The 26,118-nt window shown below is 72.7% G+C and carries 20 protein-coding genes; 12 read left to right on the top strand and 8 right to left on the bottom strand.

The genetic code is table 11. The annotated features are described in order from the left end of the window. Positions 1–5: 5 nt before the first annotated feature. Positions 6–1,136: a glycine cleavage system aminomethyltransferase GcvT gene (gene gcvT / locus PSH03_RS25080; protein ID WP_238690593.1), complete on the bottom strand. Its 1,131-nt coding sequence runs from the start codon at positions 1,134–1,136 to the stop codon at positions 6–8. Between the two features lie 162 nt (positions 1,137–1,298). Here gcvT and PSH03_RS25075 point away from each other — a divergent pair, with 162 nt between their 5' ends. Beyond that, positions 1,299–2,873, top strand: a complete 1,575-nt coding sequence (locus PSH03_RS25075) for a leucyl aminopeptidase (protein WP_238690592.1) — start codon at positions 1,299–1,301, stop codon at positions 2,871–2,873. Between the two features lie 73 nt (positions 2,874–2,946). On the opposite strand, the gene PSH03_RS25070 is transcribed toward PSH03_RS25075, so the two are convergent. After that, the gene (locus PSH03_RS25070) at positions 2,947–3,276 is read right to left on the bottom strand and encodes a hypothetical protein (protein WP_210787508.1); all 330 of its coding nucleotides are present in this window, start codon (positions 3,274–3,276) and stop codon (positions 2,947–2,949) included. A gap of 178 nt (positions 3,277–3,454) precedes the next feature. On the opposite strand from PSH03_RS25070, the gene lpdA reads away from it, so the two are divergent. Then, positions 3,455–4,846 (top strand): dihydrolipoyl dehydrogenase, encoded by a 1,392-nt coding sequence (lpdA, locus tag PSH03_RS25065; RefSeq protein ID WP_210787507.1) that lies wholly within the window; start codon positions 3,455–3,457, stop codon positions 4,844–4,846. A gap of 67 nt (positions 4,847–4,913) precedes the next feature. Then, positions 4,914–6,749: a 2-oxoglutarate dehydrogenase, E2 component, dihydrolipoamide succinyltransferase gene (gene sucB / locus PSH03_RS25060; protein ID WP_238690591.1), complete on the top strand. Its 1,836-nt coding sequence runs from the start codon at positions 4,914–4,916 to the stop codon at positions 6,747–6,749. A gap of 63 nt (positions 6,750–6,812) precedes the next feature. On the opposite strand, the gene PSH03_RS25055 is transcribed toward sucB, so the two are convergent. Continuing rightward, positions 6,813–7,748: an SDR family NAD(P)-dependent oxidoreductase gene (locus PSH03_RS25055; RefSeq protein ID WP_238690590.1), complete on the bottom strand. Its 936-nt coding sequence runs from the start codon at positions 7,746–7,748 to the stop codon at positions 6,813–6,815. Between the two features lie 152 nt (positions 7,749–7,900). Between PSH03_RS25055 and PSH03_RS25050 the strand changes: the two genes are divergently transcribed. Both PSH03_RS25050 and PSH03_RS25045 read left to right on the top strand, forming a co-directional pair. After that, a complete protein-coding gene (locus PSH03_RS25050) occupies positions 7,901–9,238 on the top strand; it encodes a low temperature requirement protein A (protein WP_210787465.1) in 1,338 nt (445 codons plus the stop codon). A 120-nt stretch (positions 9,239–9,358) separates the two neighbouring features. Beyond that, a complete protein-coding gene (locus PSH03_RS25045) occupies positions 9,359–9,841 on the top strand; it encodes a hemerythrin domain-containing protein (RefSeq protein WP_238690589.1) in 483 nt (160 codons plus the stop codon). On the opposite strand, the gene PSH03_RS25040 is transcribed toward PSH03_RS25045, so the two are convergent. After that, on the bottom strand, positions 9,838–10,224 hold the full coding sequence (locus PSH03_RS25040; RefSeq protein WP_210787463.1) for a MerR family transcriptional regulator: 387 nt from the start codon (positions 10,222–10,224) through the stop codon (positions 9,838–9,840). The genes PSH03_RS25045 and PSH03_RS25040 overlap by 4 nt on opposite strands. 56 nt (positions 10,225–10,280) lie before the next feature. On the opposite strand from PSH03_RS25040, the gene PSH03_RS25035 reads away from it, so the two are divergent. Further along, entirely contained in the window at positions 10,281–11,279 is a 999-nt protein-coding gene (locus tag PSH03_RS25035) for an aldo/keto reductase (RefSeq protein WP_210787462.1), read from the top strand. Between the two features lie 30 nt (positions 11,280–11,309). On the opposite strand, the gene PSH03_RS25030 is transcribed toward PSH03_RS25035, so the two are convergent. Continuing rightward, complete coding sequence (locus PSH03_RS25030) at positions 11,310–12,161, bottom strand: NmrA family NAD(P)-binding protein (protein ID WP_238690588.1); 852 nt, start codon at positions 12,159–12,161, stop codon at positions 11,310–11,312. Positions 12,162–12,472: 311 nt separating this feature from the next. Between PSH03_RS25030 and PSH03_RS25025 the strand changes: the two genes are divergently transcribed. Beyond that, positions 12,473–13,375, top strand: coding sequence for a TIGR01777 family oxidoreductase (locus PSH03_RS25025; RefSeq protein WP_238690587.1), 903 nt, complete (start codon positions 12,473–12,475; stop codon positions 13,373–13,375). Between the two features lie 97 nt (positions 13,376–13,472). Beyond that, positions 13,473–14,387 (top strand): LLM class flavin-dependent oxidoreductase, encoded by a 915-nt coding sequence (locus tag PSH03_RS25020; RefSeq protein WP_238690586.1) that lies wholly within the window; start codon positions 13,473–13,475, stop codon positions 14,385–14,387. 98 nt (positions 14,388–14,485) lie between these two features. Here PSH03_RS25020 and PSH03_RS25015 read toward each other — a convergent pair whose 3' ends face one another. Then, entirely contained in the window at positions 14,486–15,709 is a 1,224-nt protein-coding gene (locus tag PSH03_RS25015) for an extracellular catalytic domain type 1 short-chain-length polyhydroxyalkanoate depolymerase (RefSeq protein WP_238690585.1), read from the bottom strand. 217 nt (positions 15,710–15,926) lie between these two features. On the opposite strand from PSH03_RS25015, the gene PSH03_RS25010 reads away from it, so the two are divergent. Together PSH03_RS25010 and lipB are read left to right on the top strand one after the other, a co-directional pair. After that, entirely contained in the window at positions 15,927–17,759 is a 1,833-nt protein-coding gene (locus PSH03_RS25010; protein WP_238690584.1) for a DUF6311 domain-containing protein, read from the top strand. A gap of 69 nt (positions 17,760–17,828) precedes the next feature. Further along, on the top strand, positions 17,829–18,470 hold the full coding sequence (gene lipB, locus PSH03_RS25005; protein WP_210787391.1) for a lipoyl(octanoyl) transferase LipB: 642 nt from the start codon (positions 17,829–17,831) through the stop codon (positions 18,468–18,470). A gap of 40 nt (positions 18,471–18,510) precedes the next feature. On the opposite strand, the gene aspS is transcribed toward lipB, so the two are convergent. Beyond that, positions 18,511–19,797 (bottom strand): aspartate--tRNA(Asn) ligase, encoded by a 1,287-nt coding sequence (gene aspS, locus PSH03_RS25000; protein ID WP_238690583.1) that lies wholly within the window; start codon positions 19,795–19,797, stop codon positions 18,511–18,513. A gap of 452 nt (positions 19,798–20,249) precedes the next feature. Here aspS and lipA point away from each other — a divergent pair, with 452 nt between their 5' ends. After that, positions 20,250–21,245: a lipoyl synthase gene (gene lipA, locus PSH03_RS24995; RefSeq protein ID WP_112589194.1), complete on the top strand. Its 996-nt coding sequence runs from the start codon at positions 20,250–20,252 to the stop codon at positions 21,243–21,245. 53 nt (positions 21,246–21,298) lie between these two features. Further along, positions 21,299–23,005: a hypothetical protein gene (locus PSH03_RS24990; RefSeq protein ID WP_238690582.1), complete on the top strand. Its 1,707-nt coding sequence runs from the start codon at positions 21,299–21,301 to the stop codon at positions 23,003–23,005. A gap of 95 nt (positions 23,006–23,100) precedes the next feature. Here the strand turns inward: PSH03_RS24990 and PSH03_RS24985 are convergent, their stop codons facing one another. Continuing rightward, complete coding sequence (locus PSH03_RS24985) at positions 23,101–25,992, bottom strand: helix-turn-helix transcriptional regulator (protein WP_238690581.1); 2,892 nt, start codon at positions 25,990–25,992, stop codon at positions 23,101–23,103. Positions 25,993–26,118 lie beyond the last annotated feature (126 nt).

Genomic DNA, 26,118 nt, shown 5'->3' with positions numbered 1-26,118 from the left:
TGGGGTTACTTCACTGAGGGGGTTACGAAGGGGGGTTTGGTCAGCTTCAGGGGGGCTCGGCGGCCTCGGATGTCGATCTCGACCTCGTCGCCGTCGGTCAGGTTGGCGTCGGTGTTCAGCAGGGCCAGTGCGATGCCCTGTTTGCGGGTTGGCGAGAAGGTGCCGCTGGTCACCTCACCCACCTGGGTGTCGCCTACGTGCAGGGTCATGCCGGGCCGCGGGATGGCCCGGTCGACGGCCACCAGGCCGCGCAGCGTACGCCGGGGGCCGGCGGCCTTCTCGGCGAGCAGCGCGTCGCGGCCCCAGAAGGCCGGCTTGTCCCAGCCGACCGCCCAGCCGGAGCGGGCCTGCACCGGGCTGATGTCCAGGGAGAGGTCCTGCCCGTGCAGCGGGTAACCCATCTCGGTCCGCAGCGTGTCCCGGGCGGCCAGCCCGCAGGCGCGCAGCTCGAACGCCGCGCCGGCGGCGAAGAGCGCGTCCCAGACGGCGACCGCGTGCTCCGCCGGCACCACCAGCTCGTAGCCCAGCTCACCCGTGTAGCCGGTACGGCAGACGGTCAGCTCCACCCCGGCCAGGCTCGCGGCGGAGAAGCTCATGTAGCCGTGTTCGGTGGGCAGGTCCAGGGCGGTCAGTAGCTCGGCCGAGCGGGGGCCCTGCACGGCCAGCACCGCGTACGCCTCGTGCTCGTCGGTGACGGTCACCTGCGCGGGAGCGGCGGCGCGCAACCGGCGCACCACCTCGGCGGTGTTCGCCGCGTTCGGGATGAGGAAGACGTGGTCGTCGGCGTAGAGGTAGGCGATGATGTCGTCCACCACGCCGCCGGTGGCGTCGTCGCAGCAGAGCGTGTACTGCGCCCGGCCCGGGCCGATCCGGCCGAGGTCGTTGCTGAGGCAGGAGTTGACGAAGTCGGCCGCACCGGGGCCGCTCACCCGGGCCTTGCCCAGGTGTGACACGTCGAAGACCCCGACCGCCGTACGCACCGCGGTGTGTTCCTTGAGCACTCCGCCGCCGGCGTACTCCAGGGGCATCTCCCAGCCCCCGAAGGGGGCGAACTTGGCTCCGGCGGCGGTGTGCCGCTCGTGCAGCGGGGAACGGCGCAGCCGGGTCGCGGCGGCGTCGGAGGTCACGTCGGTCATGGGTGGCAACTTACCGGGGGCAACGTCGCTGGTTAGCATCGGCGGGAGCCCGCTGGCGCTGTCGGCGGGACAGCCATGACGTCCGGCGGGTAGGTTCCGCCGGAGACCTTCACCGCTGGTACGCGACGCCGCGACCGGCCCGGCCCGCCCGGAGTAGCTTCAGTGACTTCACCCCGCACCACCAACCTGAGCCTGGTCGACACCGACCCGGCCGAGCTCGCCGTCGACGCGATCGTGATCGGCGTGCACAGCCAGACCGGAGAGCAGGGCGCCACCAGCGGCCTCGCCGGCACCCTGCTGCTCGCCAGCGGCGCGGAGAGCATCGCGGCCGCGTTCGACGGCAAGCTGACCGAGACCCTCGCGCTGCTCGGCGCGACCGGCGGGCCGGGTGAGGTCATCAAGCTGGCCACGCTGGGCACCGTGACCGCCCCGCTGGTCACCGCGGTCGGGCTCGGCCCGGAGCCGTCGGGTGCCGCACCGGCCCCGGAGACGCTGCGTCGGGCCGCCGGTGCGGCGATCCGGGCCCTGGCGGGCGCACCCACTGTCGCGCTGGCGCTGCCGCTGCCGGACGACGCGGACGCGTCGGCCGAGCTGCGCGCGGTCGCCGAGGGGGCGCTGCTGGGTGGGTACCGGTTCGCCGGTTACAAGACCCGGCCGCAGCCGACCCGGCGCGAGCCGGTGGCCGAGGTGCTCATCGCGGTGCCGGACGCCGCCGACGCGGGCGCCCAGGCGGAGGTCGCCCGGGCGCAGGCGGTGGCGGGCGCGGTCCGGCTCAGCCGGGACTGGGTGAACACCGCGCCGAACGAGCTGCGTCCGCCGTCGTTCGCCGACGCGGTCGCCAGCGCGGCGCGCGAGGCGGGCCTCGGCGTCGAGGTGCTCGACGAGGCGGCGCTGGCCGCCGGCGGGTACGGCGGCATCGTCGCGGTGGGGCAGGGCTCGGAGGCCCCGCCTCGGCTGGTGAAGCTGACCTACACCCCGCAGGACGGCGGCAACGGCAAGCGGGTCGCACTGGTCGGCAAGGGCATCACCTTCGACACCGGCGGCATCTCGATCAAGCCGGCGCAGGGCATGTGGGAGATGAAGTCCGACATGGCGGGCGCCGCCGCGGTGGGCGCGGCCATGCTGGCGATCGCCGCGCTGAAGCCGACGGTGGCGGTCAGCGCGTACCTGCCGATGGCGGAGAACATGCCGTCGGGCACCAGCTACCGGCCGGGTGACGTGATCACCATGTTCAACGGCAAGCGGGTCGAGGTGCTCAACACCGACGCCGAGGGCCGGATGATCCTGGGCGACGCCATCGCCCGCGCCTGCGCGGACGGCACCGACTACCTGTTCGAGACCTCCACGCTGACCGGCGGCCAGGTCATCGCGCTGGGCAAGCGGATGGCCGGCGTGATGGGCACCCCGCAGCTGTGCGACCGGGTGAAGGTGGCCGGCGACGCCGTCGGCGAGCCGGCCTGGCCGATGCCGCTGCCCGACGACGTCCGTAAGGGCATGGAGTCGGATGTGGCGGACATCTCCCAGGTCAACGCCGGGATGGACCGGGCCGGCCACATGCTGCAGGGCGGTGTGTTCCTGCGCGAGTTCGTGACCGACGACGTGGCCTGGGCGCACATCGACATCGCCGGGCCGGGCTACCACTCGGGCGAGCCGATCGGCTACTGGACCAAGGGCGGCACTGGGGTTCCGGTCCGCACGCTGGTGCAGCTCGTCGAGGATGTCGCCACCAACGGCTGACGGGACATCCGAAAGGGGCCCCTGCTCAAGGGGGCCCCTTTCGCGTGGCTCAGTGCCGCTCGGGTCGCGTGGCTCAGTGCCGCTCGGGGCGACGTTTGCGGCGCTCGTTGAAGTCGCGCATCCGCTGCGGGTAGCCCATCAGCCGGACGTCGTACACCGGGATGCCCATCCGGTACGCGAAGCGCCGGGCTCCGTCCGGGCCGTCGATGCGCCGGCGGGTCCACTCCCCGTCGTCGGCGATCAGGATGACAGTGGTCTCCGTCACCGTCGTACGGGGTTCGATGTACGCCTCGACGCCGCGCCGACTCCGGATGAAGTTCTCCAAATGCTCCAGATCGCCGCGACTGGCGGCACGGTCATGGCTCGGCACAGCCGCCTGTTTGCGGCGCCGGAACAAGCCCACCGGATCTCTCCCCCACGTTGCGTCATCGACGACGGTGCCAAGGGTACGTGTCGATGACGTGTCGTTGGGCACCTCGGTACGCACCCTGTGCCCAGTGGTGACAAGATGACCGAGGTGGGGTGTGTCCGTGTTACACCTCTGTGACCCCCGATGCAGCGACGCGACCTGGGAGTTGGACGTGAGCGAGCCGAACGAAGCGACCTTCGACATTGTCATTCTCGGAGGTGGCAGCGGCGGCTACGCGACCGCGCTGCGCGCCGTCCAGCTGGGCCTGAAGGTCGCGCTGGTCGAGAAGGGCAAACTCGGCGGCACCTGCCTGCACAACGGTTGCATCCCGACGAAGGCCCTGCTGCACGCCGCCGAGATCGCCGACCAGGCCCGCGAGTCGGAGCAGTTCGGCGTGAAGGCCGAGCTGATCGGCATCGACATGGCCGGGGTCAACGCGTACAAGGACGGTGTGATCTCCCGCCTGTACAAGGGCCTGCAGGGCCTGGTGAGCGGTTCGAAGAACATCACCTTCGTGGCCGGCGCCGGCAAGCTGGTCGGCAAGAACGTGGTCGAGGTGGACGGCAAGCGTTACACCGGCCGCAACATCGTCCTGGCCTCCGGCTCGTACGCGAAGAGCCTGCCCGGCCTGGAGGTCGACGGCGAGCGGATCATCACCAGCGACCACGCCCTCACGATGGACCGGGTGCCGTCGTCGGTGATCGTGCTCGGTGGCGGCGTGATCGGCGTCGAGTTCGCCAGCGTGTGGAAGTCCTTCGGTGTGGACGTGACGATCGTCGAGGCGCTGCCCCGGCTGGTCGCCGCCGAGGACGAGGAGTCGTCCAAGGCGCTGGAGCGGGCGTTCCGCAAGCGGAAGATCAACTTCAAGGTCGGCAAGCCGTTCGAGAAGGTCGAGAAGACCGACAGCGGCGTCAAGCTGACCATCTCCGGCGGCGAGACGGTCGAGGCGGAGCTGTTGCTGGTCGCCGTCGGTCGCGGCCCGAACACCGCCAACCTCGGGTACGAGGAGCAGGGCGTCAAGATGGACCGTGGCTACGTGCTGACCGACGAGCGGCTGCGCACCAGCGTGCCGAACGTCTACGCGGTCGGTGACATCGTGCCCGGCCTCCAGCTCGCGCACCGCGGCTTCCAGCAGGGCATCTTCGTGGCCGAGGAGATCGCCGGGCAGACCCCCGCCGTGATCGACGAGGTCGGCATCCCGCGCGTCACCTACTGCGACCCGGAGCTGGCGTCGGTGGGTCTCACCGAAGCCAAGGCCAAGGAGCAGTACGGCGCCGACAAGGTCAAGACGTACAACTACAACCTGGGTGGCAACGGCAAGAGCCAGATCCTCAAGACCACCGGCTTCGTGAAGCTGGTCCGGGTCGAGGACGGCCCGGTGGTCGGCGTGCACATGATCGGCGCCCGGGTGGGTGAGCTGATCGGTGAGGCGCAGCTCATCTACAACTGGGAGGCCTACCCGGCGGAGGTCGCCCAGCTCGTGCACGCCCACCCGACCCAGAACGAGGCCCTGGGCGAGGCGCACCTGGCCCTCGCCGGCAAGCCGCTGCACGCGCACGCCTGATCATCCAAAACCGCGGCGTCCGGCGACGGGCGAAGATCCCACCAGGGGAATGAAGGAGTCTCAGAAAATGCCGGTATCGGTCACCATGCCCCGGCTCGGCGAGAGCGTCACCGAGGGCACCGTCACTCGCTGGCTCAAGCAGGAGGGCGACACGGTCGAGGTCGACGAGCCCCTGCTCGAGGTCTCCACCGACAAGGTCGACACCGAGATCCCGTCACCCGCCGCCGGCGTGCTGAGCCGGATCGTGGTCGGCGAGGACGAGACCGCCGAGGTCGGCAGCGAGCTGGCCGTCATCGCCGGTGAGGGCGAGTCGACCGGCGGTGGCGAGGCCGCCCCGCAGGAGCAGGCCCCGGCGGAGTCGGTCGAGCCGGCCGCCGAGCCGACGGCCGCCGCCGAGGGCACCGCCGACGAGGTGGCCCAGGACGAGGCCCCGGCCGAGGCGCCCGCTCCGGCCGCCGCCTCGTCGGGCGAGGGCACCGCGGTGAAGATGCCCGCCCTGGGCGAGAGCGTCACCGAGGGTACTGTCACCCGCTGGCTCAAGCAGGTCGGCGAGACCATCGAGGTCGACGAGCCGCTGCTGGAGGTCTCCACCGACAAGGTGGACACCGAGATCCCGTCGCCGGTCGCCGGCACGGTGCTGGAGATCAAGGTCGCCGAGGACGAGACCGCCGCGGTCGGCGCCGACCTGGCGATCATCGGCGTCGCCGGCGGGGCCTCCGCCCCGGCGCAGCCCGAGCCGAAGCCCGAGCCGAAGGCGGAGGCCAAGCCGGCGCCGAAGGCCGAGCCGAAGCCGGAGCCGAAGGTCGAGGAGCCGACCCCCGGCATGTCGTACAACGAGCCCGCCGCGGAGACCGAGAGCTCGGCGCAGCCGGCGAAGACCGAGCAGGCCGCGCAGCCGGCCTCGTCGACCTCGACGCCGCCGCGCCCGTCCGCCCCGGCACCGGGTGCCGGCGAGGAGGCCGCCGGGTACGTGACCCCGCTGGTGCGCAAGCTGGCCAGTGAGCACGGCGTCGACCTGGCCGCGCTCAACGGCACCGGCGTGGGTGGTCGGATCCGCAAGCAGGACGTGCTGGAGGCCGCCGAGAAGGCGAAGGCCGCCAAGGCCGCTCCGGCTCCGGCGGCCGCTCCCGCCGCCGCGCCCCAGGCCAAGCCGGCCGCGAAGCCGCAGCCGAGCGGCAAGCGGGGCACCACCGAGAAGCTTCCCCGGATCCGCAAGGCCATCGCCAAGCGGTTGCACGAGTCGCTGCACGAGATGGCGCAGCTCACCACGGTGGTCGAGGTGGACGTCACCCGGATCGCCAAGCTGCGGGCGCAGGCGAAGGACTCGTTCGTGCAGCGGCACGGCGTGAAGTTGTCCTTCCTGCCGTTCTTCGCGCTCGCCGCCATCGAGGCGCTGCAGACGCACCCGATCGTCCAGGCGAGCATGGACCTGGAAGGTGGCACGATCACCTACCCGGCGGCCGAGCACCTCGGCATCGCCGTGGACACCGAGCGGGGTCTGCTGACGCCGGTCATCCACAACGCCGGCGACCTCAACCTGGGCGGCATCGCCAAGCGGGTCGCCGACCTGGCCGAGCGGACCCGGACCAACAAGATCAGCCCGGACGAGCTGGCCGGGGCGACCTTCACGCTGACCAACACGGGCAGCCGGGGCGCGCTCTTCGACACCCCGATCGTGCCGTCGCCCCAGTCGGCGATGCTCGGCACCGGTGCCGTGGTCAAGCGGCCGGTCGTGGTCAACGACCCGGAGCTGGGCGAGGTCGTCGCGATCCGGTCGATGGTCTACCTGGCCATGTCCTACGACCACCGGCTGATCGACGGCGCCGACGCCGCTCGCTTCCTGACCACTGTCAAGGAGCGGCTGGAGGCCGGCAACTTCGAGTCGGAGCTGGGCCTGGCCTGATCCACCCGCAACGCCGAAAGGGCACCCCGGTCGTCGACCGGGGTGCCCTTTCGGCTGCGGTCCTCAGCTCTTGAGCAGCGCGGTCGAGACCTTCCAGAGCTGCTCGGCGGCCTCCGGGTCCAGCGCGTAGTCGGCGACACCCGACCGCCCGCCGGGCTGGGCGGGGGCGGCCTCCTGACAGTCCTCGAAGTAACGCCCGCCCACGCCGTCGAGCAGCGGCGAGGCCGCGACCAGCACGGAGGTGGCGGCACCCTGTTCGACGGACTTCCAGGCCGCCGCGTTGCCGGCGCGCAGCCGGTCCAGTTCCTCCTGGCTCACGTATCGCTGGAGGTTGGTCCGGATCGCGCCGGGCATCAGCGAGTTGGCCGTGATGCCGTCGTCGGCCCAGCGCCGGGACGCCTCCACGGCGAACAGCACGTTCGCCGTCTTGGACTGCCCGTACGCCTGCCACGGCTCGTACTCCCGCTTGTCGTACTGGATGTCCTCGAAGACCACCGGTGAGCGCAGGTGGGCGGCGGAGCTGACCGAGACGATCCTGGCCCCGTCGCCGGCGGCGAGTGCCGGGCGCAGCCCGGTGGCGAGCGCGAAGTGCCCCAGGTGGTTGGTGGCGAACTGCATCTCCCAGCCCTGCGGGGTGCGGGACAGGGGTGCGGCCATGATGCCGGCGTTGTTGACCAGGATGTGCAGCGGGCCGTCCCAGTTGGCCACGAAGTCGGCGACCGAACCCTGGTCGGCGAGGTCGAGCGGGGCGACCAGGACGCGGTCGTTGCCGGTGGTGCCGGTGATGTCGTTGGCGGCCTGCTGACCCGCGTCGGGGTTGCGGACGGCCACTGTGACCTCCGCGCCGGCGCTGGCCAGGGCGCGGGCGGTCTCGACGCCGATCCCGGAGGACCCGCCGGTGACGATCGCCCGCCGCCCGACGAGGTCCACGCCCCGGATCACGTCCATAGCGGTGGAGTGATGGGCGAACGAAGTGGTGATCGGGTTGTTGGTCGTCATTGTCCATCCTTGTCCGGGGTGGGCGGACCGACCGCCCCGCTGCGAGAGGCCGTGGGCCCGGTGTTTCCCCGACCGGGGCCGGAGGTAACGCCGGACCCGTCGCCATCGCCGTTCGGGCCTCCGACCAGCCCGGACGCTGCCAGAGTGGGATCGTGGGCGGCTACCGGCGGGGTGGACAGCTGGGTCCGGCCGTCCCGATCGCCCCGGGCGCCCGGGTGGACAAGTTCGAGGTCTTCTTCGACCTGGTCTTCGTCTTCTCGTTCTTCATCATCACCCGGGCCACCGCCGCGAACATCTCCAGCCGGCAACTGCTGCACGCCGGCCTGGTGCTCGCCGTGCTCTGGTGGATCTGGGTGGTGCACAGCCTGGTCGCCACCCGGGTCCGGCTCGGCGAGGGCTACGTCCCGGTGCTCATGGTGATCGCGATGGTCGCCCTGTTCGCGTTCGCGCTGGCACTGCCACAGGCGTTCAACGACCCGAAGGGAAGCGCCGCCGGCCCGATGCTGGTGGCGATCAGTTACGTCGTGGCCCGCGGCATCCACTGGATCCTGTATCAGCACGTGGTGCGGGACAGCCCGCAGGAGCGGCGGCAACTGCGGCGGTTCGCGCCGGAGCTGGCGGTGAGCATCGTGCTGCTGCTGGCCGCCGCGCTCATCCCGCCGCAGATCAGCGACCCCGACCGGGCCGCCCTGGTCCGCGACGGGCTGTGGATCACCGTGGTGGTGGTGCAGTACGCCACCGGCTTCATCGTCGGGACCTGGGGCTGGGGGGTGACCAGCGCCGAGCACTGGACGGAGCGCTACGACCTCATCCTGATCATCGCGCTGGGCGAGTCGATCATCTCCACGGGCGTCGGCGGCAACCTGCTCGGCAAGCCGGTCACCTGGCCGGCGGTGGCCGCCGCCGCGCTCGGCATCGTGGTCACCGCCGCCCTCTGGTGGGCGCACTTCGACTTCATCGGGCCGGCCGCCCGGATCGCCCTGCACGCGGCGGAGGGCGCTCCCCGGGTGGCGATGGCTCGCGACGCGTACGCGTATCTCTACCTGCCGATGATCGCCGGGGTGATCCTCTTCTCGATCGGCAACGAGGAGGTCCTGCACAAGATCACCGACCCGTCCGGCGGGATCGCCGAGAAGGTCGAGGGACCGGCGGTGCCGATGCTCTTCGGCGGGTTGATCTGCTACTTCGCCGTCAACCTGCTCTTCCAGTTACGCACCCTGCACACCGTCACGTGGACCCGCGTCGGCGTCATCCTGGCGCTCACGGCGGCCCTCCCGATCGGCCAGCACCTGCCGGCGCTGGGCGCGCTCACTCTCGCGACGGTGATCTGCGTGGCGCTGGTGGCCGTGGAGGTGATGGTGATGGCGCAATCCCGGCACGCCCTGCGGGCCGCCGTCTTCCAGGAGCGGACCACCCATGAGGCCCACGAGGCCGCCTGGCGGGCCCGCTGGCACGACGTCCGGGAGACCGACGAGCCGACCACTCCGTGACCGCGGCGTTCCCGGGTTGAGGGCGTGACCGGTCGGCCCTAGACTTCGGCGCAGCGTCGCAGTGCACCCGGCCCGAAGGCCGCCGTGGGCATGGAGGCGCGGGGACAGCATGGGACGAACGTGCACCCAACCGGTTCACCGGCCGGCCGGCTCGCCGCCGTCGGCAATCAGATGATCGAGATCCACCTCTGGCTCAGCGCGGAGCTGGCCCGGCTGCAGGCAAGCCTCGACACCCCGTCCCGGGACCTGCGGGCGCACTGCCTCACCTTCTGCGCCGCGCTCGGCCGACACCACACCGGCGAGGACGCGGGCGCGTTCCGGTTGCTGGCCGAGGAGGCCCCCGAGCTGCGCCCGGTCATCGACAACCTGATCACCGATCACGAGGTGGTGGCGGGCATCCTGGAACGGGTCGAGGCACTGCTGGGCGGCGACGCGGCGGTGCCGGTCGCCCGGGTGCGCGCCGAGCTGGGCGGGTTGGCCGCCCTGCTGGAGTCGCACTTCCGCTACGAGGAGAAGCGGCTGGTCACCGCCCTGAACGCGCTCACCGGTCGAACCGGAACGACCGAGGAACTGCTCGGCCTTACCGCGCCCGGTCCCCCTTAGCCTGCCTCCGACCCCGGTGCGGTGCCGGGCAGTCGCTCGTAGAAGCGGATCTTCTCCCGCAGGTGGTCGTACTGGCGCTGGAGCAGGCGCATCTGCTCCTCGACCTGCGCCGCGTGGTGGCACAGCAACTCGTGCCGCTCGTCGGTGGTGTGCTCGCCGTCGCGAGCCAGTTGCGCGTAGCGGCGCATCTGCGCGATCGGCATTCCGGTGTCGCGCAGGCAGCGGAACAGCACCAGCCAGCCGAGGTCGTCGTCGGTGAAGACCCGCTGCCCGCCCGCCGTGCGCTCCACGTCCGCGAGCAGGCCGATCTTCTCGTAGTACCGCAGAGTGTCCAGGCTGAAGCCGCTGCGGCGGGCGGCCTCCGAGGGGGCGTAACCGCTCATGTCGCGAGATGGTAGTGCTTGACCTGGAGCGCGCTCCAGGTTGGAGGCTGGTGACCATGACGACGACACGGACGCTGGGGCGCAGCGGCATCACTGTGAGCGCGATCGGAATGGGGTGCTGGGCCATTGGCGGCCCGCTCTGGGGTGACGACGGGCAGCCGTTCGGCTGGGGTGAGGTGGACGACGACGAGTCGATCCGCACCATCCACCGGGCGCTCGATCTCGGGGTGACCCTGTTCGACACCGCCAGCAACTACGGCGCCGGGCACAGCGAGCGGATTCTCGGTCAGGCCCTGGGCGGGCGGCGGGACAGCGTGGTGATCGCCACCAAGTTCGGCAACGTCAGCGAGGAGAGCACCCGGCGGGCGCTCGGCACCGACGCCAGCCCGGCCTTCGCGGTGCGCAGCCTGGAAGACTCGCTCCGCCGGCTCGGCACCGACTACGTCGACCTCTACCAACTGCACATCAACGCACTGCCGGCGCCCGCCGCGCTCGACCTGGTCGACACCCTGGAGGCACTGGTCGCCCAGGGCAAGATCCGGGCGTACGGCTGGAGCACCGACGACCCGGCCTCGGCGGAGGCGTTCGCGGCCGCCGGCCGGCACTGCGCCGCGATCCAGCACGACGAGTCGGTGCTGCGCGACAACGCGGCGGTGCTGGCAGTGTGCGACAAGCACGACCTGGCCAGCCTCAACCGTGGGCCGCTGGCGATGGGGCTGCTCACCGGGTCGACCCGGGCGGTCGGGGCGGACGATGTGCGCGGACGGGCACCGGAGTGGCTGGAGTGGTTCACCGACGGCCGGCCGACGCCACGCTGGACGGCCCGGGTCGACCAGGTCCGCGCGGCGCTCACCGCCGACGGGCGCACCCTCGCGCAGGGCGCGCTCGGCTGGCTGCTGGCGCGCAGCCCCCGTACCGTGCCGATCCCCGGCCTGCGCACGGTGGCCCAGGCCGACGAGAACCTGGCCACCCTGGCGCTCGGCCCGCTGAGTGCCGAGTCGTACGCCGAGGTGGAGCGACTGCTCGCCGACCTGCGTCCGGCCCACGCGGCCTGACCGCCGGGCCGGTCCACGCCCCGGGCGTCGTCACCGGAAGTCGTCCGCGTGCTCGGCGGCCCACTGCCGGAACGTGCGCCCGGGGCGTCCGGTCACCTGCTCGACGTCCGGGGCGACCCAGGCGTTGCCGTCGAGATACCGCCCCATCTCCAGGAACCACTCGATCACCTCGGCGGGATAGTGGTCCTTCCAGTACTCGCGGGCCTGCTGCGGGGTCAGTTCGTCGAAGCGCACCGGACGGCCGATCGCCTCGCCGATCATCCGGACCGCGTCCCGGCGACGGACCGGCTCCGGCCCCGTCGGTTGGTACACCCGGCCAGCGTGGCCGTCCTCGGTCAGCGCGGCCACGATGACCGCGGCGATGTCCGCCTCGTGGACCAGCGCGCTGTTCCAGTCCCCGAACGGCGCCCGCACCACCCCCTCGGTGCGGATGCCGGCCGCCCACTCGCGGGTGTTAGCCATGAACTCGCCCGGGAAGACGTGCGTCCATTCCAGGCCCGAGTTCTCGACGGCCCGGTGCAGCGGCCGGTGGGGCGCCTCGAGCGGGTCGTCGTCGGCCCGGCTCGGATCGTTGTGGCCGAGGTGGGTGACCCGGCGGACGCCAGCCTTACGGGCCAGCTGCAGAATCTCCACACCAGTGCCCAGCGGCCCGTACCCGTCCATCGCGACCAGGTGCATCAGCGTCACGCCGCGCAGCGCCGCGACCAGCGTGTGGGGCCTGGCGAAGTCGCCCGCCACCACCTCCACCTGGCCGGGAAGCGCGGTTGCCGCCGGCGACGTGGGATCGCGGGTCAGCGCGCGGACGTCGTGGCCGGCGCTGACCAGTTGCCGGACCACGCTTCCTCCGACGGTCCCGGTCGCTCCGGTCACCAGGATCGGCATGGTTCCTCCTCAGGGATCGCCCGACGGCGGGCACGGCGAGCCGACCCCACCAAACGGGAGCGCTCTCGGATGACTCATGGTCAGCGAGATCGATGCCACAAGCAATCGCGAACACCGCATTCACGTTTGCTCTGACCTGCGGAAACGTGCTGACCGTCGACAGCGCGCGGCAACCGTTTTCGGCCCCGGGAACATTCGTTGACCTGGGCTTTCCTGCCGCACACGGGGTTCCGCGCAAGTTCGTTCGCCGAAACGCCCACCTTCGGCAGCCCCATGCATCCACCGGTGGCGTTCTGGACGAAGATGGGGGTATGCGGATCCTTCTGGCCGGCGCGTCCGGCTTCCTTGGCACCCGACTGGCCGACCTGCTCGTCCGCGACGGGCACGAGGTCACCCGGTTGGTCCGTCGGGCGCCGGGCGGGCCGCAGGAGCGACGGTGGGACCCGGCCGCCGGGCAGCTCGACCCGGCCGTGGTCGCCGAGGTCGACGCCGTGGTCAACCTGGCCGGCGCGGGCGTCGGCGACAAACGCTGGAACGACGACTACCGGCGGTTGATCCGCACCAGCCGGGTGGACACCACCACCACGCTGGCGACCACCATCGCCGGGCTCCCCGTCGCGGACCGACCCCGGGTGCTGCTCAACTCGTCGGCCGTCGGTTGGTACGGCAACACGGGCGACCGGGCGGTCGAGGAGGACGCGCCGGCCGGCGAGGGCTTCCTGGCCGACGTCTGCCGGGTGTGGGAGGCCGCGACCCGGCCGGCCGAGGACGCCGGGGTACGCGTGGTCCGGCTGCGTACCGGTCTGCCGCTGCACCGCGAGGGCGGGCTGCTCAAGCCGCAACTGCTGCCGTTCAAGCTGGGCATCGCCGGCCGGCTGGGCAGTGGCCGGCAGTGGCTGCCGTGGATCTCGATGGCCGACTGGCTGGACGCGACCCGCTTCCTGCTCGACAGCGACGACATCGCCGGCCCGGTCAACGTGGTGGGGCCGAACCCGGTCACCAACGCCGAGTTCACCAGCGAGCTGGCCCGGCAACTGCACCGCCCGGCGATCATCCCGATCCCCGCGCTGGCGCTCAAGGTGGTGCTCGGCGGCTTCTCCCACGAGGCCCTCACCAGCACCAGAGTCCTCCCCGGAGTCCTAACGAGAGCCGCCTACCCCTACCACCACCAAACCCTCCCCCAAGCCCTCCAAGCAGCCCTAACAACCCCCTAACCCCCACCCCGCCCTGCCTACCCCCGGTGGTTCGGCCCTTGGCAGAATCGGCTGTCGGCGGGTCGTCGGTGGGCCGGCGTGGGCCGATGCTGGACCAATGGCGACCTTCTCCCTCCAGGCCACCCCGACCGACGCGGCGAGCTGGGCCGAGCTGGCCCGTCGGGCCGAGACCGCCGGCTTCGACGCTCTCCTCGCCGCGGACCACCCCGGCGACGTGACGTCACCGTTCGTGGCGCTTGCCGCCGCCGCCCCGGTCACCTCGACGATCGGCCTCGGCTCGTACGTGTCGAACCTCGGCGTACGGGAACCGATGCTGCTCGCGGCCGACGTGGCCACCCTTGATCTGATCTCCGGCGGACGGGCCCGGCTCGGTGTCGGCGCCGGTCACACCCCGGCGGAGTGGCGCGCGGTAGGCCGGGAACGCCCCGACGTGGCCGGCCGGGTCCGCCGTTGCGTGGCCGTCGCCGAGGCGGTACGCGCCCTGCTCGACGGCGCCTCGGTCACCGTCGACTCGGCCGAGCTGACGATGCGCGAGGCGATGCTGCGCGAACCCCGGCCGGTGCAGGACCGGATCCCGCTGACGATGGGTACGGCGAACTCGACGCTGCTGCGCTGGGCCGGCGCGCACGCCGACGTGGTCGGGCTGACCGGGTTCGGACGTACCCTCGCCGACGGCCACCAGCATGAGGCGCGCTGGCGGGCCGACCAGATCGAGGCACAGCTGGCCTGTGTGGCCGCCGGCGCGGCCGGCCGGACCGACCCGCCGGCGTTGGAGGCGCTGGTCCAGACGGTGGTGGTCACCGACGACGCGGAGGCTGCCGCCGCGGAACAGGCCCGGCGCAACGGCATGACCGCCGCCGAACTGCTGGCCACCCCGTTCGTGCTGATCGGCACTGTGGGCGAGATCATCACGGCGGTCGCCGAACACGAACGGCGCTGGGGGGTGACCCGGTTCGTGGTCCGCAGCGACGCGCTGGATCCGCTCGCGCCGGTCCTGGCCCGCCTGACCTGATCCCCCACCGACAGCCCTGTCGATCAAGAGGTTTGCGTCAGATTCCGGCTTCCGGACGACGCAAACCTCTTGATCAACAGGGGCAAGCGGGGTGGGGGTCAGCAGCCGATTACCCAGTGGTTGGGGGCGGTTTGCTTGAGGGCGCTGGTGTAGAAGGTGTTGTAGAGGCCCATGCGCTGGTTGGAGCCGTTGGCGTAGGCGTAGCCGCCGGACTGGTACGCCCGACCGGCCGCCACGTGCGCGTAGTTGCTGGCCGTCACACAGGTCGGCGGCGTGGTCGGGGTGGCCGTCGGGGTCGGCGTGGGGGTGACCGTCGGGGTCGGGGTCGGGGTCGGGTTGGTCCCGCCGCCGTTCAGACCGAAGAAGAGCGCGTCACGGTACGTCGAGCAGATGGTGTCCAGGAAGTACGCGCCCGCGGTGCCGCACTGCTCGGCCGCCGAGCCCGGGTCGACGGGGGTGCCGTGGCCCATCCCGGAGATCCGGTAGAGCCGCACGTCGTCGTTGCCGTACACCTCGAGGCTGGTGTTGCCGGGCAGCGACGAGGTGCTGGTCGGGGTCTGCGACACGCCCCGCACGTTGGTCCACTGGTCGCGGGACTCGGTGCCGTTGAGCGGTACGACCGTGTAGTCCGAGGTGCCGTGCCAGATGGCCACCCGGGGGCGCGGGCCGGTGTAGCCGGAGTACGCGCCACGCACCAGGTCGCCCCACGCGGCCGGGGTCTTGTCCGCACCCGGGCTCATGCAGCTGAACGCGTTGACCATGCTGGTGGCGCAACGGTACGGGATCCCCGCGATGATCGATCCGGCCGCGAAGACGTCCGGGTAGGTGGCCAGCATGACCGCGCTCATCGCCCCGCCCGCGGAGAGCCCGCTGACGTAGACCCGGGAGCCGTTCACCCCGTAGTTCGTCTTGGCGTGGTCGACCATCTGCTTGATCGACAGCGCCTCACCCTGACCTCGGGTGGTGTCCCCCGCCTCGAAGAAGTTGAAGCAGGAGTTGGCGTTGTTGCCGGCGGGCTGCTGGGCGACGATCAGGGCGAACTTCCACTGGTCGGCGTACTTCTGCCAGCCGGAGTTGGCGAAGTAGCCGGAGGCGTTCTGCGTGCATCCGTGCAGCAGGACGACGGCCGGGGAGTTGGCCGGCAGGCCGTCCGGCCGGTAGGCGTACATGGCGAGGTTGCCGGGGTTGGAGCCGAACCCGGTGACCTGGGTGAGGGTGGCGGCCTGGGCGGGTGCGGCGACGGCGACCGCGCCCGCTACGGCGAGGGCGAGCCCGGCGACCACACCGAGCAGCCGGGTGAGGGTGGATGAGGAGCGGCGCACGGCGGCCTCCTGGAGGGCGGACTGTGAACTGGGTCACTGTCGGGTTGCCGTGACGTTACGACGACGTGTCGGCGCTATGACATGGGGCACACTCACACATTCACGACGGACGCTGTGTACGCCGGACCGTCGCCGTGGCGGACCTATTCCATCCCCAACGGTCCCGTCCTTGCAGGTCTGACCGGCCCGTCCAGGTCCGGTTGGTAACGTCCGCTGCGTGCCGTCCTCCCCGTCGCTGGCCACCGGGCCCGCACCCGTGTCACCGCCGCGCACCGTCCGGGACCGCCGGGCCGACCTGATCGTCGTGCTGGTGGCGCTCGCGCTCGCCGTCTGGGTGACCAGTGGGCTGTGGCGGGACCCGAACGTCCGCACCATCACCGCCAACTCCAGCGACCAGGCGCTGTTCGAATGGCTGCTGGCCTTCGGTGGGCACGCGGTCACCCACTGGGACAACCCGCTCTTCACCTACCTGATCAACGTCCCGGACGGCGTGAACCTCGCGATGAACACGACGATCACGGTGTACGCGGTGGTCTTCGCCCCGCTCACGTACCTGATCGGGCCGCCGGCGACGTTCCTGGTGATCCTCACCCTGAACCTCCTCGCCACCGCGCTGGTCTGGTACTGGCTGCTCTCCCGGCACCTGGTCCGCAGCCGGCTGGCCGCCGGGGTCGGCGCCCTGTTCATCGCCTACTCCCCCGGCATGGTGTCGCACGCCAACGCGCACCTGAACTGGACCGCCGGTTGGCTGGTGCCGCTGCTGATCTGGCGGCTGTTCGCGCTACGCCGCCCCGGGCACTGGCTGCGCGACGGGGTGATCCTCGGCGTGCTGGTCGCGGTGGCCTTCTCGATCGCCGCCGAGGGGCTCTTCTTCACCGCGCTGGCGCTGGGGGTGTTCGTCGCCATCTGGGCGCTGCACCCGGCCAACCGGGTGGAGGCCCGCGCCGCGCTGCCCACCTTCCTGCGCGGGCTCGGGGTGACCGCAGTGGTCGCCGGCGTGCTGCTGTCGTACCCCCTGTGGTTGCACTTCGCCGGGCCACAGCGGTTCCACGGCACCGGCTTCGACCCGGTGATCCACTCGGAGGACATCGCGGCGTTCGCCGCCTTCCCGCGCCGCTCGCTGGCCGGCGAGGCGGGGTTGGGCACCTCGCTGGCGCCGAACCCGACCGAGGAGAACTCGTTCTTCGGCATCCCGCTGCTGGTGCTCACCGTGATCTGTTTCGTCGTGCTCTGGCGGCGGGCCGACCCGCACCGCCGGGCCACCCTCTGGGCGCTGGGCGCCCTCGCTCTGATCTTCACGGTGCTCTCCTTCGGGCCGGTCGCCAAGGTCGACGGCCGACGCACCGAACTGCCCATGCCGTTCGACCTGGTCGGACAACTGCCGGTGGTGAACGCCGCACTGCCGGCCCGGCTGGCGCTGGTGGTCGCGCCCGTGGTCGGGCTGTTGCTGGCGTACGTCGTCGACCAGTTGCGCGCCGCACCACCCCGGCACCGCTCCACGGAACTGGCCTGGCTGCTGGGTTTCGCGGTGGCCCTGCTGCCGCTGCTGCCCACCCCGCTGCTGACCGACGAGCGGGAGCCGATCCCGCGCTTCATCACCTCCGGCACCTGGCGGGACTACGTGTCACCCGACGGGGTGCTGACCCCGGTGCCGCTGACCGTGGACATCTACCCGGACGGCCAGCGCTGGCAGGCGTACGCGTTGTCGCACCGCCAGGGCGAGTTCGCCATCCCGGGCGGCTTCTTCCTCGGGCCCGGCGGGCCGGACGGGCGGGGCCGGATCGGTCCGGTGCCGCGCACGCTGAGCGCGTTGATGGACCAGGCCGGCCGCACCGGGCTGGTCCCCATCGTCACCGACGGAACGATCCGGGAGGTCCAGTCGGACCTGCGGCACTGGCGCATCGAGACGGTGGTGCTCGCCGACGAGGTGCACGGCGCGAAGTTCGAGGTCGACGAGGAGGCGCTGCTGCGTACCGGCACCGCCCTGTTCGGCGAGCCGCAACGGGTCGACGACGTCTGGCTCTGGCGCATTCCACCGGCCGACCAGTAGGCAGGTGATCTTCCCCGGTGAGGCGGCTCACCAGGGATGATCGCCTCTGACGGGACTAGGCTGGTTGCCGTGACGACGACGACCCCAGGCCTGACGGCCGTCCGTGCCGGCCTGCTCGACTACCAGGCCGCCTGGGACGAGCAGCGGCGCCTGCACGAATCGGTGGTGGCCGGCGAGCGCGGCGACACGGTGCTGCTGCTGGAGCATCCGAGCGTCTACACCGCTGGCAAGCGCACCGAACCGTGGGACCGGCCCATGGACGGCACTCCGGTCGTCGACGTGGACCGTGGCGGCAAGATCACCTGGCATGGGCCGGGGCAGCTCGTCGGTTACCCGATCCTGCGCCTGCCCGACCCGGTGGACGTGGTCGCCTACGTGCGCCGGACCGAAGAGCTGCTCATCGACGTGTGCGCCGAGTTCGGGCTGACCGCCGGCCGGGTCGAGGGGCGCAGCGGGGTCTGGGTGCCCGAGGACGACCGGGGGCCGGCCCGCAAGGTGGCGGCCATCGGCATCCGGGTGGCCCGGGGCGTCACCCTGCACGGCTTCTCGATCAACTGCGACTGCGACCTGACGTACTTCGACCGGATCGTGCCGTGCGGCATCCGGGACGCGGGCGTCACCTCGCTCACCGCCGAGCTGGGCCGCCCGATCAGCGTCGCCGACGTGCTGCCGGTGGTCGAGCGCCGGCTTTCCACCCTCATCGAGGTCTGAGCTGCGGGCCCCCGGCGGCGACGCCGGGGGCCCGCCTCGCTCATGGCGTCAGTCGGTGCAGGTCACGCGGGAACGCGGTGACCTCCCGGATGTTGGCCGCGCCGACCAGCCGGGCCACGAACCGTTCCAGGCCGACGGCGAAGCCACCGTGCGGTGGCATGCCGTGCCGGAACGCGTCCAGGTAGCCGACGTACGGCTCGACCGGCTCACCCCGGGCCGCCAACGCCGCCAGGTAGTCGGCGTGCCGGTGCAGCCGCTGCCCGCCGGTGACCAGCTCCAGACCACGGAAGAGCAGGTCAAAACCGTTCGAGTACGCGGGCCGCGCCGGGTCCGGGTGGGTGTAGAAGGGACGCTTCGCCATCGGGTAGCCGGTGACGAAGAGGAAGTCCGACCCGTGTTCGCGCCGGGCCCACTCCCCCAGCGCCCGTTCGTGGGCCGGCGCGAGGTCCGGCTCGTCGGCGGGCGCGCCGGCGATCGTCAGCGCCTCGGTGAAGTGCACCGCCGGGATCTCCGCCGGCACCTGCGGCGGCGTGACGCCGAGCGTCGCCAGGGCGCTGCCGGCCCGCCCACTCACCGCGTCCAGCATCCCGGCCACGCTGTCGCGCAGCACCCGCATCACGTCCCGGTGGTCGGTGACGAAGCCCAGTTCCGCGTCGAGCGACGTGTACTGGGCGAGGTGCCGGACGGTGTCGTGCGGTTCGGCCCGGAAGACCGGCCCCACCTCGTAGACACGTTCGAAGACGCCGACCATCAGCTGCTTGTAGAACTGCGGCGACTGGGCCAGGTACGCGGGTCGGCCGAACCAGTCCAGCGCGAACACGTTCGCCCCGCTCTCGGTGCTGGAGCTGACCACCTTCGGCGTGTGGACCTCCACGAAGTCCTGGGCGTCGAGTGCGGCCCGGAACCCCGCCACCGCGGCCGCCGAGATCCGCAGCGCGGCCGACCGGGCGGGGTGCCGCAGCGCGGTGGGCGCGTTGTCGAGCTGGGTGGGCAGGCTCGCGGTGAGCGCCGGCCGGTACAGGTCGAACGGTGGCGGCACGGCGGGCGGCCCGAGGAGACGTACCGTCGGGTCGGTCAGCTCGACCCCGGCGGGCGCCGTGCCGTTCGCGGTGGCCGTCGCGGTGACCTCGACGACCGTCTCCTCGGTGAGTTTCTCCAGCTCGGCGCGGACGGCCGGGTCGGTGACGACCACCTGGGCCAGGCCGGTGGCGTCCCGCACGATCAGGAAGGCCACCGACTTGAGCAGTCGGCGGCGGTGCACCCAGCCGGCGATCCGCACTGTCGTGCCGATCCTGCCGGGCAGTTGCTGGGACAGGGTTCGTTGCATGGCGTGCTGCTCCTCGGTCGATCGCCACGCCGTCGCCGCCCGGGGGTGGCGAAAGCGTCGCATCAGCCCCAGGGAGGTGTGGGCGAGCGGGAACCTCGCGGTGCCACCACACCTTCGCCCCCGCCGGAGCGGGGGCCTCGTTCGTCGCCTGATGACCGGGGCCAGCCGGGCGGGCTCTACTGGGCGCGAGGGACCCGCGGCCGTTCTTCCCGCAGCTCGGGAGGGTCTTCGCGCCCGGTGCCAGACCGCCTCTCAGCACCGGCGGCTCTCTGCACTGGCGGGTCGGGGGCTACTCGGCTCCGTCGTCGCTGTTGCCGGCGACCGTAGCACCGGGTTCCCCGGTCTGTGACGCCCTTTTCCGACCGGCCGGTGTCCGGCGTCACAACGTTCGGGGCGTGACGCCGGTCGCCTGACGCACATAGACACCCGCCGTCCGGCGTAGGCTCATTTTCGTGACGATCGAGCACTCCGCGCCGACGACCGGCCAGGCAGCGCGCACCGCAACGGCGGCCCCCGAGGGGCGGCGTCTGCTGCGGATCGAGGCGCGTAACGCCGAGACGCCGATCGAGCGCAAACCGCCATGGATCAAGGTCAAGGCCAAGATGGGCCCGGAGTACACCCAGCTGCGCGGGCTCGTCTCGCGCGAAGGGCTGCACACCGTCTGCCAGGAGGCCGGCTGCCCCAACATCTACGAGTGTTGGGAAGACCGGGAGGCCACCTTCCTCATCGGTGGTGACCAGTGCACCCGGCGCTGCGACTTCTGCCAGATCGACACCGGCAAGCCGGCCGAGTTCGACGCCGACGAGCCGCGTCGCGTCGCCGAGTCGGTGGTCTCGATGGGGCTGCGGTACGCCACCATCACCGGTGTCGCCCGTGACGACCTGCCCGACGGCGGCGCCTGGCTGTACGCCGAGACCGTCCGACAGATCCACGCCCTGCAGCCCGGCTGCGGCGTCGAGCTGCTGATCCCGGACTTCAACGCCGTCCCCGAGCAGTTGGCCGAGGTCTTCAGCTCCCGTCCCGAGGTGCTGGCCCACAACGTGGAGACCGTGCCGCGCATCTTCAAGCGCATCCGGCCGGCGTTCCGCTACGACCGCTCGCTGGACGTGATCCGGCAGGCCCGCGCCGACGGCCTGGTCACCAAGAGCAACCTCATCCTGGGCATGGGCGAGGAGCGGGCCGAGGTCTCGCAGGCGCTGCGCGACCTGCACGAGGCCGGCTGTGAGCTGATCACCATCACCCAGTACCTGCGCCCCTCGCCCCGGCACCACCCGGTGACCCGCTGGGTCAAGCCGGAGGAGTTCGTGGAGCTGCGCGAGGAGGCCGAGGAGATCGGCTTCGCCGGGGTGATGAGCGGGCCGCTGGTGCGTTCGTCGTACCGGGCCGGCCGGCTCTACAAGCAGGCCATCGACGCCCGCGCCGCCGCCTCGGTCGCCACCGCCGGCTGACTCCGCCGGCAGCGCCGCACTGCCGTTCGGCGTCCGGGTGTCATGATCCTGTGATGACCGTCGGCGTACGCGAGCAGCCGCGCGGCGCGGACTCGCCCCGCCCGCGACCCGGCGTACGTCCCGGTCTGGTCGGTTGGCTCACCGGGTTGGCGGTGCTCGCCGGAGTGGGTTACCGGCTCTGGCTGCTGCTGCACGCCGCCCCGCCGACCAACAGCGACGAGGCCACCATGGGGTTGGCCGCGCTGCACATCGCGCGGGGTGAGGGCTTCCCGGTCTGGTTCTACGGCCAGCAGTACATGGGCACGCTGGAGGCGTACCTGGCCGCGCCGGTGTTCGCCCTGGCCGGTGGGCCGTCGCTGCTCGGGCTGCGGTTGCCCACGCTGGCCCTGTACGCGCTGTTCCTGCTGCTGGCCTGGCGGTTGACGCTGCGGCTGACCGGGGACCGGTGGTTCGGGCTGCTGATGGTGGCGCTGCTGGCCCTCGGTTCCGACCGGATCGTCAAGAACCAGCTGATCGCCGGCGGCGGCTACCCCGAGATGAACGCGGCCGGGGCGGCGCTGGCGGTGCTCGCCGTGGATCTGGCCACCGGTCGACCGGGGCGGCGATCGGCCGGCTCCGGGGAACCCGACGGGCGGACGACCGGGCGACCCGGCCGGCGGCTGGCGCGCTGGGCCGCGTGGGGGTTCCTGGCCGGGCTGATGCTCTGGGTCGATCCGCTCGTGTTGCCGTACGTCGCGGCGACCGGCGCGGTCCTCGTCGGGTTCTGCCGGCGGGAGCTGTACGGTGCCGCCGGGGCGCTGCTCGCGGCGGCGGCAGTGCTGGGGGCGGCCCCGCTGCTGCTGCACAGCCTGTCGACCGGGCGCAACCCGCTGCACGCCGTGCTCGCGGCCAGCGGTGCGAATGCCAGCGCGGGCTGGCCGGACCGGCTGCACGGCGGCCTGGTGCTCGGCCCCGGGCTGGGCATGGGCTTCTGCGCTCCCGGCCAGTGCGCCACCTGGCAACTGTGGTGGGCGCTGGCCCTGCCGCTGCTGCTGGCCATCGCCGCCGCCACCGCCTGGCGGGCCCTGCGCACCTCCGACGCCGCTGACCCCGCCGCTGTCGGCCCGGACGCGGTGTCGCCCCGGGTGGCGGCGGCGGCCCGGCTGGCGCTCGTGCTGGCGGCGGTGGCCACCCTCGGCGCGTACACAGTGAGCAGTTCCGCCGGGCTCACCCCGGTGGAGAGTTCCCGCTACCTGTCCTGCCTGCTCATCTCCCTGCCGGCGCTGCTCTGGCCGGTGTGGACGGTGGCCCGGCACGGGCTGCGTCCGGCGGCGACCGGCCGGCGGGGCGTCGGGTCGACGCTGGCCCGGTCGGTCGCTGTGGTGCTGCTCGCCGCCACGCTGGGCACCGCCGCCCACGCCACCTGGCGGGCGGCGGAGACCGTCCCGGCGACCCGGGCCGCCGAGGCCCGGCACACCGAGTTGGTGAGCACCCTGCGGCAACTCGGCGTACGGCACGTGCGCGCCGGCTACTGGACCTGCAACCGGCTCACCTTCACCAGCGCGGAGCAGGTGGTCTGCGCGGTCGTCGACGACACCCTGCGCCCCGGTTTCGACCGCTACCCCGCGTACCGGCGGGAGGTGGACAGCGCGGCGGCACCGGCCTGGGTCGCGCCGGCCGGCTCACCCCTGGCGGGGGTGCTCGACGAGCGGCAGCGAGTCACGCCGGGCAGCCTCGAACTGGTCACCATCGAGGGCTGGCGCATCTACCTGCCGCGCTGACCTCGGCGGCCCACGTCAGCGCGGCGGCCTCGGTGCGCGTCCCGACGGCTTCGGTGCGCGGCCCGCCGGTCTCGGTGCGGGAGCCTCGGTGCGCGTCAGCGCGGCGCGGCGGCCTCGGTGAGCAGGCCGAGGCGGTGGGCCAGGGCGGCGGCCTCCACCCGGTTGGTCACACCCAGCTTCGCGATGATCCGGGATACGTGCACGCTTGCCGTCTTCGGCGAGATGAACAGCCGCTCGGCGATCCGGCTGTTGCTCAACCCCTCAGCGACCAGGCGCAGCACCTCCCGCTCCCGGGCGGTCAGCAGGTCCGCGCCGGCCCCGCCACCGGCGCGCAGGCCGACCCGCCGCGCCAGGGTGGCGGCCGCCTCGACCAGCGGGGCCGCACCCAGCCGCCGGCCGATCTCGGTGGCCTCGGTGACCACCGCCGCCGTCTCGTCGCGTTCCCCGGCTGCGGCGGTCGCCTCGGCCAGCGCCAGCAGCGCTCTGCCCAACGGGTAGGGCTGTCCGTCGGCCCGCCACGCGTCGACCGCCGCACGCCACGCCGGCAGCGCCTGGTCGCCCACCGCGAGCAGCGCGGTGACCTGGGCGGCGTACGCGCGGGCGGCCGGGTGCCGCGCCGGCAGGTCGGTGGCGAGCGCCGCCACCGCGACGGCCAACTCCCGGTCACCCACCCGCGCCGCGGTACGCGCGGCGGCGCTGAGCACCGGCCAACCCTCCCGGGGCAGCCGCGGCAGGCTCTCGTCGGCCACCGCGACGCGGGCCGCCCGTACCGCCTCGACCTTGTCGTCCGCGGCCAGCGCCGCCTCGATCGCCAGTTCGTGCAGAGGCAGGCGGTGGTTCGGCCACAGGTACGGTCGATTGAGGAAGGTGAGCGCCCGGTCGACCAGCTCGTCGGCGCCCGGGTGGGCGCGGGCCAGCCGCAGCCCGGCGCCCAACTGGAGCCAGTGCAGACCGGTGACACCGGACAGGTCGATGCGGGCGGCCTCCGCGCAGACCGCCTCGGCCTCGTCCCACCGACCCAACGCGATGAGCGCCTCGGCCCGGTTGGAGAGCAGGTACGCCCCGGTGGAGCGGCTGATCCCCACCCGTCTCGCCTCGGCCACACCGGCCTCGGCGGCCTGTGCGGACTCGGCGTAGCGGCCCAACTCGCAGAGCATGTCCGACTCGAACACCATGGCGAGCACCAGGGTCGGCGCGTCCCCAGCCGCACGGGCGGCGGCGGCCGCCTCGCCCAGCTCGGCCAGCCCGCCGGTCAGGTCCCGCTCGCCGTGGCAGAGCAACGCGATCCGCGTCGACAGCAGGGCCACGTGTTCTCCGAGCGCCTCGGCGTCGGTGGCGGCCTCGGCTGCCACCCGGGCCGCCTTCCGCGGGTCGATCTTGACCAGGTGGGTGGCGATGTCGGCGAGCAGCCGGACCCGCTCCGCGCCGGGCGGGCCACCGGCCGCCAGCCGGTACGCCTCATCCAGCTCGCGGCTGCCGTCGCTCTTGCCGAGCAGGGCCATCAGTCGACCGCGCTGGTCCAGCAGGCGGGCGGCGCGCAGCGGCGCGGCGTCGGCGTCCACCTCGGCCAGCCCGGCCCGGGTCAGGGTGATGGCCCGGCTGAAGTCGCCTGCGGTCACCGCGGCGTCCAGGGTCTGCTCCAGCAACGCGAGGTGGTCCATGCCGAGCAGGTCGGCGGCGTCCGGCACCAGTTCCCACAACTCCAGCGCCCGCTCCAGCAGTCGGCGTTGCTCGGCGTACGCGTACCGGTCGGCGGCGGCGCACGCGGCGGCTCGTGCGGCGACGAGGGCGCGCGGGTGGTCGTGCGCGGCGTGCCAGTGGTGGGCGATCTCGGCCGGGGCCCGGCCCGCGGCGACCAGATGTGGCTGGGCCTCGATGGCGGCGGCGAAGCGGGCGTGCAGCCGGGCGTGCTCGCCGGGCAACAACTCGTCGTGTACGGCCTCGCGGACCAGCGCGTGTCGGAACTCGTAGTCACCGTCCCGGTCGGCCACCACCAGCTGGGCGGCGACGGCGGCGCGTAACGCGTCCTCCAGCTCGGTTTCGGGCAGCCCGGCGACCTCGGCGAGCAGGTCGTGGGCGAAACGGGTGCCGCCGGCGGCCGCGATCCGCAACACCCGCTGCGCCGGCTCGGGCAGCCGGTCCACCCGGGCCAGCAGCAGGTCACGCAGCGTCTCGGGGAGCGCCGCGCAGCCGATCGGGTCACCGGCGACGGCCAACTCCTCGATGAAGAAGGGGTTGCCCTGGGTGCGGTCGTGAACATCGTCGACGGCGCGGGCGAGCGGCTCGGCGCCGAGCAGGTCGGCGAGGATCGCGGCGGTGCCGTCGCGGTCCAGGCGAGCCAGCTCGACCCGCTCCACACCCCGGGCCCGATCCAGCTCGGCGAGGAACGGACGCAGCGGGTGCCCTCGCTGCAACTCGTCGGTGCGGTAGGTGCAGACCAGCAGCAGCCGGCCCGGCCTCGCCGCGCGGACGAGGAAACCGATGAGGTCGCGGGTGGAACGGTCGGCCCAGTGCAGGTCTTCGATGATCAGGACCAGCGGGCGAGCATCGGCCAGCCGCTGGAACAGCTCGGCGACCAGGTCGAACAGGTAGCCGCGCGGGGCGTCGCTGAGCGGGACGGCACGCGGGGTGGTCAGCGCCGCGGAGGCGCGGCCCAGCTCCGGCAGGAGCGGAGCGAACTCCGCCTCGTAGCCGGCGAAGACCTCGGGGCCGTCGGCGCGGAGCACCGCCCGCAACGCGGCGGCGAACGGCGCGAACGGCAGACCCGCCTCGCCCAACTCCAGGCACTGGCCGACGAGCACCCGCGCCGCGCCGTCGGTGGCCCAGCCCGCGAACTCCTCCAGCAGCCGGGTCTTACCCACACCCGCCTCGCCGCCGACGAGCACTGTGGTCGGCTCCCCGGCCCGCGCCCGGCCCAGCGCGTCCCGTAGTGCCGCGGTCTCGCGGTGGCGCCCGACGAGGACTGAGCTGGCGGCGCGTACGGTCACGTGTTCGAGCATGCCATGGCGCCCCGCCCCGCCGGCCCCGCCGATCGGCCGGTGGCCGGGCGGCGGGGTCGGATCGGGTCGAGCGGCCAGCCCGACGGGTGCCGTGGACGTGGCAGCCACGCCGGG

The organism is Micromonospora salmantinae (assembly GCF_022230905.1).
GTDB lineage: Bacteria > Actinomycetota > Actinomycetes > Mycobacteriales > Micromonosporaceae > Micromonospora > Micromonospora salmantinae.
The sequence above is the reverse complement of the archived record's forward strand: the minus strand, read 5'-3'. Positions and strand labels throughout refer to the sequence as shown.

Coding starts and splice junctions, on each gene's coding strand:
- gcvT (WP_238690593.1), bottom strand. CDS start 1,136: ATGACCGACGTGACCTCCGACGCCGCCGCGACCCGGCTGCGCCGTTCC.
- sucB (WP_238690591.1), top strand. CDS start 4,914: ATGCCGGTATCGGTCACCATGCCCCGGCTCGGCGAGAGCGTCACCGAG.
- PSH03_RS25055 (WP_238690590.1), bottom strand. CDS start 7,748: ATGACGACCAACAACCCGATCACCACTTCGTTCGCCCATCACTCCACC.
- PSH03_RS25040 (WP_210787463.1), bottom strand. CDS start 10,224: ATGAGCGGTTACGCCCCCTCGGAGGCCGCCCGCCGCAGCGGCTTCAGC.
- PSH03_RS25035 (WP_210787462.1), top strand. CDS start 10,281: ATGACGACGACACGGACGCTGGGGCGCAGCGGCATCACTGTGAGCGCG.
- PSH03_RS25030 (WP_238690588.1), bottom strand. CDS start 12,161: ATGCCGATCCTGGTGACCGGAGCGACCGGGACCGTCGGAGGAAGCGTG.
- PSH03_RS25025 (WP_238690587.1), top strand. CDS start 12,473: ATGCGGATCCTTCTGGCCGGCGCGTCCGGCTTCCTTGGCACCCGACTG.
- PSH03_RS25020 (WP_238690586.1), top strand. CDS start 13,473: ATGGCGACCTTCTCCCTCCAGGCCACCCCGACCGACGCGGCGAGCTGG.
- aspS (WP_238690583.1), bottom strand. CDS start 19,797: ATGCAACGAACCCTGTCCCAGCAACTGCCCGGCAGGATCGGCACGACA.
- PSH03_RS24990 (WP_238690582.1), top strand. CDS start 21,299: ATGACCGTCGGCGTACGCGAGCAGCCGCGCGGCGCGGACTCGCCCCGC.